The sequence below is a fragment of the Desulfosporosinus sp. FKA genome, assembly GCF_002196785.1.
In the GTDB taxonomy this organism is placed as follows: Bacteria; Bacillota; Desulfitobacteriia; order Desulfitobacteriales; family Desulfitobacteriaceae; genus Desulfosporosinus; species Desulfosporosinus acididurans.
In genome coordinates this window covers 401,836-413,120 of sequence record NZ_NAHZ01000033.1, presented here as the reverse complement: position 1 = coordinate 413,120, position 11,285 = coordinate 401,836, and the positions used below count along the sequence as shown (strand labels likewise).

At 42.8% G+C, this 11,285-nt stretch carries 9 protein-coding genes, 1 rRNA gene and 2 pseudogenes; 6 read left to right on the top strand and 6 right to left on the bottom strand.

Annotation, left to right across the window (positions count from 1 at the left end; all coding sequences use genetic code 11):
- Positions 1–332, bottom strand: a 16S ribosomal RNA gene (locus B5771_RS21190); the annotation flags it as partial.
- Between the two features lie 558 nt (positions 333–890).
- On the opposite strand from B5771_RS21190, the gene B5771_RS21185 reads away from it, so the two are divergent.
- Positions 891–1,343, top strand: coding sequence for a DUF2892 domain-containing protein (locus B5771_RS21185; protein WP_088189298.1), 453 nt, complete (start codon positions 891–893; stop codon positions 1,341–1,343).
- A gap of 85 nt (positions 1,344–1,428) precedes the next feature.
- Here the strand turns inward: B5771_RS21185 and B5771_RS21180 are convergent.
- Positions 1,429–1,554, bottom strand: a pseudogene (locus B5771_RS21180) (methyl-accepting chemotaxis protein); the annotation flags it as partial.
- Positions 1,497–2,098: pseudogene (locus B5771_RS21175) on the bottom strand (glycerol-3-phosphate responsive antiterminator). The pseudogenes B5771_RS21180 and B5771_RS21175, both read right to left, overlap by 58 nt.
- A 455-nt stretch (positions 2,099–2,553) precedes the next feature.
- Here B5771_RS21175 and B5771_RS21170 point away from each other — a divergent pair.
- The 5 genes from B5771_RS21170 (at position 2,554) to ugpC (ending at position 7,945) form a co-directional block, all read left to right on the top strand.
- On the top strand, positions 2,554–3,354 hold the full coding sequence (locus tag B5771_RS21170; RefSeq protein ID WP_088189297.1) for an HAD family hydrolase: 801 nt from the start codon (positions 2,554–2,556) through the stop codon (positions 3,352–3,354).
- A gap of 282 nt (positions 3,355–3,636) precedes the next feature.
- A complete protein-coding gene (locus tag B5771_RS21165) occupies positions 3,637–4,959 on the top strand; it encodes an ABC transporter substrate-binding protein (RefSeq protein ID WP_088189296.1) in 1,323 nt (440 codons plus the stop codon).
- Positions 4,960–4,994: 35 nt separating this feature from the next.
- On the top strand, positions 4,995–5,948 hold the full coding sequence (locus B5771_RS21160; protein WP_088189295.1) for a sugar ABC transporter permease: 954 nt from the start codon (positions 4,995–4,997) through the stop codon (positions 5,946–5,948).
- A 12-nt stretch (positions 5,949–5,960) separates the two neighbouring features.
- Positions 5,961–6,776 (top strand): carbohydrate ABC transporter permease, encoded by an 816-nt coding sequence (locus B5771_RS21155; RefSeq protein WP_207652725.1) that lies wholly within the window; start codon positions 5,961–5,963, stop codon positions 6,774–6,776.
- 8 nt (positions 6,777–6,784) lie between these two features.
- A complete protein-coding gene (ugpC, locus tag B5771_RS21150) occupies positions 6,785–7,945 on the top strand; it encodes a sn-glycerol-3-phosphate ABC transporter ATP-binding protein UgpC (protein ID WP_088189294.1) in 1,161 nt (386 codons plus the stop codon).
- Between the two features lie 256 nt (positions 7,946–8,201).
- Here ugpC and B5771_RS21145 read toward each other — a convergent pair whose 3' ends face one another.
- From B5771_RS21145 to B5771_RS21135, 3 genes are all read right to left on the bottom strand, one after another.
- On the bottom strand, positions 8,202–8,996 hold the full coding sequence (locus B5771_RS21145; protein ID WP_088189293.1) for a sigma-70 family RNA polymerase sigma factor: 795 nt from the start codon (positions 8,994–8,996) through the stop codon (positions 8,202–8,204).
- 267 nt (positions 8,997–9,263) lie between these two features.
- Positions 9,264–10,322 (bottom strand): ECF transporter S component, encoded by a 1,059-nt coding sequence (locus B5771_RS21140; RefSeq protein ID WP_088189292.1) that lies wholly within the window; start codon positions 10,320–10,322, stop codon positions 9,264–9,266.
- Positions 10,319–11,284, bottom strand: a complete 966-nt coding sequence (locus tag B5771_RS21135) for a zf-HC2 domain-containing protein (RefSeq protein WP_088189291.1) — start codon at positions 11,282–11,284, stop codon at positions 10,319–10,321. Before B5771_RS21135 ends, B5771_RS21140 begins: the two co-directional genes overlap by 4 nt.
- Between the last annotated feature and the right edge of the window lies 1 nt (position 11,285).

Sequence of the window (11,285 nt, the reverse complement as noted above, 5' to 3'; positions counted from 1 at the left end):
TGTGGCCGTTCACCCTCTCAGGCCGGCTACTGATCGTCGCCTTGGTAGGCCTTTACCCCACCAACTAGCTAATCAGACGCGGGTCCATCCATCATCGGCAGCATATTCAGAGGCCGCCTTTCCTTAAGAAGCGATGCCGCTTCCTAAGCGTATCCGGTATTAGCCCTCGTTTCCAAGGGTTGTCCCGGCTTGTTGGGTAGGTTACCCACGCGTTACTCACCCGTCCGCCACTAAGATCCTTCTAAGTAAACTTAGAATCCTCTCCGTTCGACTTGCATGTGTTAAGCACGCCGCCAGCGTTCGTCCTGAGCCAGGATCAAACTCTCCAAAAAAGTTATTTCAACTTCTCTTGAAGAAGATGATTTCTGCTCATGATTTCATGATACTTTTCGAAACTCTTGCGAGTTTCTCTCATTGGCTGTCCTTGTTGTTTAGTTTTCAAAGACCATTTTGTCAGCCATCTTGGCCGGAATTACATACTAGCATTTTCAATATTCATTGTCAATAGCTAATTTTAACTCCTTGCGCTCGCTTGCCAAATTTCTCTCATTTGGTTTTGAACGGATATTAATAGTAGCATTTTCCGCTTATATTGTCAATTACAAATTTTTTAATCTTCTTATTTAATTATTACTCCATTAGCCACGACGGTCATTTTTAACTTCCATTTTTGGGCTTTCGATTTTGGGCTAAAGCCTCCTATCCCCTCGAAACTTAATGGTCTTTAATACGGAATCCGATGACGACCGTACGTGGTTATTTAATGAGTTCAATGCTTGTTGGAATATTATTTGTGTACATTGGCAAATTAAATTAATAACCCTGACGAGGACCCGTTAAATAATTACATAGTACATTGTATTAGATCCAAAGGAAAAGGAAGATAACCAATGGCCATCCCCCCCACGAATAAAAGAGTTCAACTTGCGACGAAAGCCGTTGTAAATGCTGCTATACGAGAAAATACCCTAAAGAATATTCATTATTATCGTAATCAAACTAAAACATTGCTGTCACAAAGACTTAATGAGCTTAATTATGAATGGGACACCGAGAGAGTTCTGGAAACAAGTGCAGCTGGTTTAACGTTGCTGACTATCGGTTTAGGCATTTTATTTAACAAATGGTGGTTCTCAATTTCTGCATTGGTTGCTTTCTTCTTACTTATACATGCTCTTATAGGTTGGTGCCCACCGTTACCAATTATAAGGAGGTTGGGGGTGGGGACAATGAGTGAAATTAATGAGGAAAAAATAGCATTAAAGCTTTTACGCGGTGATTTTGACATTCCAACTAAAAATAATGACCCTGATAAATTATTATCTCAAATAAAATTAACATAAGAGTCACTTATTTGAGTCTGTTAGGGCCGCAATTGCCTTTGAAAATTTTGCTTTATACTCCATTCTCTTTGCTACAGCTTGTGCCAACAATTTCGGCAATTTCCTGAGCTGCTTGTCGAGATCCTTCTGCTAATTTTCTTACCCCATCGGATACTACAGCAAAACCTCTTCCACGTTCCCCAGCACGTGCTGCTTCGATGGCCCAATTGACATTTGTCCAGCGCTTTGAAAAATGGCGTCAGGACTAGGCTTCTGCCCGCTATCGCAAAAGTTAAAATCCCACAATTCACTTTTGGAAAGGGATATGGCATCCGCACCCTGGCGCAGAGCTTCAATAATCTGGCCTTCTTCACTGATCAATCCGCCAAGAATAATCGGTACCGAAATTTGAGCGCGGTATTTTTTACAATAGAAGGAGCAATTGCCGGCATTATTTCCACGGCATCGGGTTGATTTTCGGCAATCGCTTCCAGCGAGCTGTTAAAAGATTGAGTATCTATTAAAAACACTCTTTGAATCGAAAAAAAGCCTTCTTTTTTAGCCGAACGAATACTTTTGCTCTTGGTACTAACCACACCGAAAGGGTTTACGTTATGTTTCAAAAAATGAAGTGCCTCTTTGCTTCCATTCAGCCCTTTCAGAAGATCGATATGGATAAATATAGGCTTACTGCGGCAAACTCTTCTGAACTCTTCACTAACCAGCGAGTTTAGATCGCCATGCATATAAATAACAGCTTTTGCTTTAGATTTCAAAGCATTGGACAAATTCTTGTGTTCGCAGGCTGCAATAATACTTTTATTAAAAATATCCTGAATCAATTTGACACCTCCAGAGGAACTTTCTTTCCCTAAATTATAGCTTAAATAGAACGCGCAAAATTAAATTTAGCCAATATTTCACATAGATTTAACAGTTATTTAATTGTTTGTCGTTAACGATACAGCTACAATATCTTTAATAAAATATAATCCTGGGTGGAGAGATAGCGAAAACCTGCCGGTACAAAGAATGACATGCCAAAATTATTCTGCATGTTCTTTTTGGGGCAGGTTATTTTATTTACCTTTTATCAATCGTTAGACTCCCACTTCTTAAGTGGAAGTGGGTCTCCCGCACTCTACTTCGGTGGAGGTAGAGTCCCCCACGAAGCCCAGATGTTCAATTTTAGCTGAACGTGTCCCCTAAATCCAGGCAGAGGAGAGCAGTCATGAGCAAAATACGAATGATAGTCAGTGATTTGGACGGTACACTGCTGGATGGCGATCATCGCTTGTCCGAACAGGTGGAAAAAAACATCCGAGAATATATCTCGACAGGTGGATTATTTACACTGGCGACAGGAAGAAACTGGTCTGCAGTAAGACACATTGTGGCAAGGTTAGGCTTAACAATTCCCGTGATTCTAGCCAATGGTTCGGTTTTAGCAGATAAACAAAGAATTTTATACCAAGCCAAACTGAAAATAGAATCCATCGCCGATTTTTTGCTTGAAGCAGGCAAAAATGGATATTTGGCCGTTCTGTTGTTCGAACACGACAGAGTTTACGGTTTCGGCAGCTCAAAAGGAATTGACAGATTTAGCCACAAAGAAAAAATAACCTGCGAATCTCTTCGGGGCGGCAAGGAGTCGCTGCAAAACATTAATCCGCAAAAAGTGGTCTTAGTCGGCGACTTTAGCCGCAGTCTGGAACTTTGGTCAAAATACAGCGTAGCCAGCCTGGGAGCATACAGCTTTCTGCAAAGCGAAGATGATTTCTTCGAAATCGTCAAACAAGGCGAGAATAAAGGCAAGGCCATGTTAATGTTGGCCCAGCTCTTGGGGGTGAAGAAAGAAGAAATTTTAGCTATTGGAAACCACATGAATGATAAAGAAATGCTCCTGGAGGCAGGCATCGGGGCTGCTGTGTTCAATTGCAGTGCCGAATTGAGAAAGTACGCCGACTATTCATGTCTGAACGCTTTCGGAGAAGGAGTTGAAGAAGTTATTCACAAATTTGCCATCTATTAACACGAAATTAACCTTCTGTTAATGGACATGATCTGCCTAAAGAAGTATGCTATAACCAGAATAAGGATAATTTCATAGTGATTAAAGCCTGCAAGTACGGCTATAAGGTGGAGTAAAGAGAAAACCTTATGATCGCGAAATGTTTCGTCGCAAGAACGAACCAATGTTGCGCATTATTAAGTGTTTCTTTTTTTTGACGAAAACTCTAACCACCTAAAATATAGCCACAGGCTATTTAGGACATATTCGAAATCAAAATTAAATGTAAGGAGTGAGCCATTAATGAAAAAAAACAGGATCATTGTTACCGCAGTAAGTTTATTACTTATTGTTACAACGCTACTGGCAGGCTGCGGTACGTCTGCTCAAACGGCCGGCAGTTCTGCCGGTACAAACCCGCAAAAGCCAATTGAGCTAACCTTCTATTATCCGGTTGCGGTAGGCGGACCCGTAACCAAGATAATCGACCAGATGGCGGCCGATTTTACGAAAGAAAACCCGAATATTAAGGTGAACCCCGTCTATACGGGAAGCTACGCTGAGACCAGAACCAAAGTCCAAACCGCTATTCAGGGAAATAAAGCGCCCGATCTGGCCATCATGTTTTCCACAGATTTGTATTCCCTGTTAGATATGGATGCCATTGTCGATATGGACCAATTCATTAAAACAGACGAAGATAAAGCCTATCTGGCTGATTTTTACCCTGGGTTTATGACGAATTCCCAAACCCAGGACAAAACCTGGGGAATCCCTTTCCAGCGAAGCACCATCATTTTATACTACAATAAGGATGCCTTCAAAGAAGTAGGACTTGATCCAGAAAAACCGCCGGCCACTTGGGAAGAAATGGTCAGCGATGCTAAGAAGCTGACTAAAGACGGGCGTTGGGGCCTGGAAATCCCCTCCACTGACTATGCTTATTGGATGCTGCAAACCTTTACCTTACAGCAAAACGGCAAGAACCTGATGAACACGGATGGCAATGAAGTGTATTTTAATTCTCCGGAAGCCCAAAAAGGCCTGCAATTCTGGTTGGATCTCTCTAAAGTCCAGAAAGTCATGCCGGGAAATACCATCGCCTGGGCGACTGTACCCACAGATTTCCTGGAGGGCAAGACTGCCATGATGTATCATACCACAGGCAATCTGACGAATATCAAAAAAAGCGCCAAGTTTAACTTCGGCACGGCCATGCTGCCGGCTATGGATACCCGTGGCACCCCGACAGGCGGCGGAAATTTCTACATTTTCAAAAACTCTTCCCCTGAAAAACAGCAGGCCGCCTGGAAGTTTATCCGCTGGATGACCACGCCGGAACGTGTGGCCCAGTGGAGTATCGATACCGGTTATGTGGCTACCAGAAAACAAGCCTACGAAACAGACACGATGAAAAAGTACATTAAGGACTTCCCTTACGCCCTGACTGCGCGCGATCAACTACAATATGCCGCTGCTGAACTTTCCACCCATGAAAACGGCAAAGTAACCAAGATCATGGAGGATACCATTCAGGCCGTTTTGACCCAGCAGAAACCTGTTCAGCAGGCTCTGGACGACGCTCAGAAAAATGCAGATACCGTGCTCAATCCCTTTAAAAAATAAGGACACGATTTGAAAATGTGGTGAGGACAATATTTATGATTATAAAACTCCCGTTTGGAAGGTATGAGAAGCAAAATCCCCAGAGGCTGCTTCTCAAGCCTTCTTTTAACAATCGAAAACTGAAGACCAGCATCATAGCCTGGCTGCTTATACTGCCCTCCTTTATTTTTCTGGTGCTTTTTACCCTCTACCCCATCGTAAAAACCTTCATCAATAGTTTGTATTTAAAAGACCTCGCTCATAAAATACCGCAGTTCATCGGTCTGGCCAATTATCAAAACCTGATAAAAGACCAGGTTTTTCTGCAAGCAGTCCACAACAATATGCTCGTCGCCCTAATCACCGTCCCGGCCAGCATCCTGCTGGCCCTGATCATGGCTATCCTGGCCAATGCAGCCGTCAGAGGCCGGGGAATAGTCCGAGCCGGGTATTTCTATCCAACATTACTGCCGATGATCGCCGTAGCCAATATCTGGCTGTTTATTTACACGCCCGGTTACGGATTGTTGAGTTATGCCGAACGAATTCTGGGCCTGGGAGGACAGATCAATCTCCTAGGAAGCTCTTCCACCGTTCTGCCAGCACTCATGGTTATGCTGATCTGGAAGGAAGCCGGCTACTTCATGCTGTTCTTTTTGGCAGGACTGCAAAGCATTCCTCGGGAACTATACGAAGCTTCCCGTATCGACGGCGCCGGCTCCTGGCAGGTATTCCGCAAAATAACCTGGCCTATGCTTACGCCAACAACGCTTTTTGTGCTGATTATCTCTTTAACCAACGCTTTTAAAACCGTAGACCACCTCTATATTATGACTAACGGGGGACCGGATAACGCCAGCAATATGATCCTCTATTACATCTACCAGCTCGGTTTCGAATTCTGGGACGTCGGCAAAGCCTCTGCCGTTACGGCTCTGCTGGTGCTGTTCTTGTTAATCATAACCTGCGTCAAATTCTTTACCCTGGATAAAAAGGCCTATTACAGTTAGGGGGATATAGTGATGAAAGCTAAACTCAGCTCGTATTTTAGGCACAGCATGACAATATTGTTCGTTGCGCTTAATGTCATTCCCCTGCTCTGGATCCTGCGCACCGCTTTTGTTGATAAACAGTATACCTTGGATTTGTTCCGGCTTGTCCCACCCACTCTGGCTAATTTTAAAAATGTATTTGCTTCGGCACCCTTTGCCACTTACTTTTTGAATACTTTTCTCATTATCACCGGCATATTCTGTGTCCAGTTTGTTCTGGTGACCCTGGCGGCCTACGCCTTTGCCCGGCTGGACTTTTACGGCAAAAATATCCTCTTTGTCTTATTCCTGATGCAGATTCTGATCACTCCGGATGTCCTGATTATTCCTAATTATAGTTTCCTTTCTCAGCTGAATCTGGTGGATACCCGTTTAGGCATCATGATCCCTTATTTCGCCTCGGGTTTCGGTGTTTTTCTGCTGAGACAAACCTTTAAGCAGATTCCCTATGAATTGGAAGAAGCGGCTCGGGTTGAAGGCATGAGCACCTGGGGAATTATCTGGAGAATTTATGTACCCCTCAGCAAGCCCTCCTATATAGCCTTTGCCATCGTTTCAATAAGTTACCACTGGAATAATTTCCTCTGGCCGCTGGTAGTCACCAATTCCGTAGAGCATCGAACGTTAAGTCTGGGGTTAGCCATTTTCGCCCAAACCTATGAAACCGGAGCGCAATGGGCTGATGTCTGCGCCGCCACTGTTGCTGTCATTGCCCCCTTGTTAATTCTATTTTTCATCTTTGGCCGAAAGATTATGGAGAGTTTTACAAGTTCAGGCCTTAAATAGGAGGAAATATGTCACGTGTAAGTTTAACAAATGTTTGCAAAGAATATGAAGGCGGAGTGACCGCCGTGAGCAATTTCAATCTGGAAATTGAGGATGGAGAATTTATCATCCTGGTTGGCTCCTCTGGCTGCGGCAAGTCAACGACGCTCCGAATGATTGCCGGCTTGGAAGAAATAACAGGTGGCGAGATTTATATCGGGGACCGGATCGTCAACGAGGTCCCGCCGAAGGACCGGGATATCGCCATGGTTTTTCAAAACTATGCCTTGTACCCGCACCTGTCCGTCTATGATAATATGGCTTTCGGATTGAAACTGCGCAGAATCCCAAAACAGCAAATCAAAAGTAAAGTTCAGCAAACCGCAGAAATCCTGGGCATCGAACATTTGCTGCAGCGCAAACCCAAGGCTTTGTCCGGCGGCCAAAAACAGCGGGTTGCGCTGGGCCGAGCTATTGTACGCGAGCCTCAAGTTTTCTTGCTCGATGAACCATTATCCAATTTGGATGCCAAGCTCAGGATACAAATGAGAAGTGAAATCAGCAGGCTGCACCGCGATCTGGGTACAACGTTTATTTATGTTACTCATGACCAGACCGAAGCAATGACGATGGGAACCCGAATTGTCGTCATGAAGGACGGTTTCATCCAGCAGGTAGATACGCCGGCCAACCTTTACGAAAAACCGGCTAACCTTTTTGTAGCTGGTTTCATCGGCAGTCCCCCGATGAACTTTCTTCAAGCCCGGCTGGAAAATTACGAAGGAGGAATCCGCCTGATGTTCGGTCAAAACAGCCTTGAACTTCCGAATATCAAAGCCCGAGAAACCGTAAGCGGCTATACCAACCGAGAGGTCGTTATGGGAATAAGGCCGGAAAATATCCGTCCGAGAGGAATTAGTCCGAAATCTTTGCCGGCGGGCAATAGAATAACCGCAATAGTAGAAACCATAGAATTACTTGGAGCGGAAACTTACCTTTATTTAACCCTGGAGGATGAGCACATAACGGCAAGGGTTAACTCCAAGATAACCGCCAAAACCGGAGACCGACTGGAGATCGATTTAGACCCTGCCGGAATACACCTTTTTGACCAGGAAACGGAAAAAGCCATTCTTCATTATCAACTTTTAGCAATGGAGACCGAGAATTTAAGGATTCGACACGTCTAATTGGAATTGTCAAAAGAATTTAATTCTATAAAGCAAACGCGATGCGCTCATTCGATTTTTATCGTTCACCCCCATCTTTAGTCATCACTTTGATAATAATGCGCTTGTCAAAAATACTGAAGAATTCCGGCAGAAGACAGCAGCATAAAACGTTGCTCAAAACTCTCATTCATAATTTACACCATTAGGAAAAGCCAGGATAAATCCTGACTTTTCTACAGTCTATCTACAGTGTTTATAGAACCTTTACTAAACATCACTGCAGGGAACTAATATCTATCCTAACCTGCTTCATTGTCCACTCCCCGGGAGTTACTCCTGCCGGCAGCCCTTTGTATTCTAAAGGTGTTTCCTCTCCATTTTCAGCCATGGCCACTCCGCCGCCCTGGGTATGAACCAGTTTCAAAGTCGGCGTGATAAACAGGGTCTTCGCCCGGGGATCCAGATGGTTGAAGGTCAGGACATACTCCATTTTAAGCATTTCGCCGCTGATTTTTCCCTGCCCTCCGTTCTCATTATAGGCATAGACATTGCCTAAATCATCCTTGATTTCCCAAGCCATCTGCACCGAATTGACCAGATCACTGGGGACTTCCTCTGCGTAGTAAAATTTCATGATCAATATGTTCCGGTCTACGGGAGAAAAAAGGTTCAGCAATTTCTCCATCTCCCGGATGCTCTCCTTTAAAAGCACATGCTCCTCCGCCGATTCTTCCGGCAGGAACATGTCCATACTTTCATTTTCGGAGGTGGGAATTTCCAGCCGTTTTTTCTCGCGGCGATAAAAATCAATGGCCCTGTATTTCGCTATAGCACAAAGCCATTTGCGAAAATCCTCCTCGTTCTCGCCTTTGAATTTTTGGGCATTATGCCAAACAGAAAGAAACACATCGCTTATGCATTCCTCTGCCAGCTCCTGTCTTGCTATGGGAAGTAAGATATGAGTGACTATCCCCTTCACCAAAGGGAAGTATTCATCCATCACAAATTCCAAAGCTTCTTCTCTTCTCTTTTTTAAGCGCTGTATGTAATTAGTCTGATCAGTCTTCATGGTTTCCCCCTTTTCTCTCTTTATTGTAAAAACTTTTACACTCTATACAACGAAGGAAGACGCGATTTTTCGCAAAAAGATATAAAAATGACGGGAGGGCAAGGGTTCATACATCTTCAATTTAAAAATTCGGCGGATTTGAGATTGACTAATCCAGATTAATCGATCTCAAAACCGCCGAATTTTAGGCTGCTATGGCTTCCATACGAACAAATTGCAATGGAGATCCCATCGACGCGGCAGAAGGAAAATCATAAAGAAACTACATTATGCCACTATATCATCCAAATCCACTTGATAGTACGCACCCTCAAACATCAAAGTTTGGGTGCGTTTATCATATACCATAAAGTTTTGACCCATATTTTCATCGGAACCCTTTTGCCAGAGCTCAATACCATAAATAGTTGTTTCCTCCTGAGGAACCCATTCCTTTAAAGCCTCTTTTATCCCTTTAACTCCTTCAGTATCCTGATGGATTAAATTCTGAGGCCTTAAAGAATTAACTAATATTTGAAAATCCTCAGGAGTCAAAAACCTTTTCTTTTCTTCAGCCCCATTTTTCCTATTTATTGTCACGGAATTTATAACTCTAGCCCGATCATAATTATTAATATCAGCTGATTCTTCAAATTCTTTTTTTAATAAATTCTCAAGTACTGGATTAGTATAGTAAGCAATTCTTCCTCCGGCAACATGTTCTTCAAACAGTCCCTGGCCATAACTTAATATTTTTGAGTACCATTTACCATCTATCTCATAACGAATCCACATTGTCAGATCGGAAGAATCAACTCTTTGTTCTTCGCTGCTAACTACCTGCTTTAATTTCATTTCCCTAATACCCTTGCCAAAATCATTCAAAAGCGGCTCTGTGAAGAAGATGGATTTAGCTACACCACTCGCTGACGATGTACCGGCAGCAAACATAAGCGAATCGCCTTCTCTATCTGTTCTGATTGTAATTTCCTTAGGGGCAGTACCTTCAGCTTTTTGCACCCAACTGACAGCTTGGACTCTAAAGATGCCGGCGATCACCAAGGGCGCTATGATCAACAAAGAAATGGCTGCTAAGTAGCTTTTTTTATATAGCTTAAAGCTCCTTTTTTCTCGCACAACATTAAATAATAGATAGGCGAAAATGGCAAGTGTTACAGCTCCCATAATATTCACATAAATCTCCGGAAGGTGACGGTCGTTAATTGGTGGTAATATTTTCACTAGATTATTTCGAATAAAACTGTGAAAGAGGGAAATGCTCAAGTAATACCCCAAAAAGCCTGCTCCCAATAATGTGATTATTTTATCCCGTAAAATTTTCGTCATTTTTTCCTGCCTCCTAATACTTCCTTGATATATTCCAGCTTTTTAGGTGAAATCTGATAAGCTCTGCCATTTCTCACAATCATTTCACCACTATCCATATCCAAGTAAATGGGAATTGTTCCTCCTCCGGAAAAGTCTACCAGCATTTCGTAACCATCTTTCTCCTGTGGGTAGATCTTTCTTCCAACTTCCTTTGCTTCAGTGATTATAGTAACTAATTTTGAATATTTTTCATCGCTTAAAGCATCTTTGTCAATTCTCACCAACCAAGCTGTGCTATTTTTCTCTGCAGTATAAACGGTCATAGCTTTAATCCCTTCAAGGTTCTCAATTTTCTCTAAGGCATGATTATATGCGCCGTACAGAATACCTGTCCAAACTAAGAAAATAATTGACCAGGTTACAAGGAACTTAATAATATTCTTGCGGCGGAAAACCCTTTTATCACTCAAGAGATACCCAATAACTACAGCAATAAATGATGCAACAATAGCCGGGGTTATGGTAACTGCCAAAAGTTCAAGAATGGGGTAATAGGGAAAAAAGCCCATTTCTCCTTGATAAGGATAATTCATGCTTTTCCCAAACGGTAAGCTATTTGCCGAGAAAAAAATACCGAGAGCAAATTCCGCTAATTTATAAGGCAAAGCCATAATTGCTTTTGTTAAGAAAAAATCGTCCCTGGTATAAAACCTGGAAAACATACCCAAAACAAATCCCAACAGGCCATATAAGGTAATTCGTCTCTTTCCTTTTATCCTGGCTTTGATTCTGCTAACCAAGACTTCGTCGTCCACCTCCAAAGGCTTTATTGCTAAACTTAGCTTATTATCAAGGTATTTATCCAATTCTCCCTGGCATTCTACGCAGCTCTCTAAATGGTATTCTATGGCTTCCATCTCCTTTTGAGGCAGCTTTTCTTCTAAATAGTCCTTTATTTTTTCCATATATAAACAGGCCATT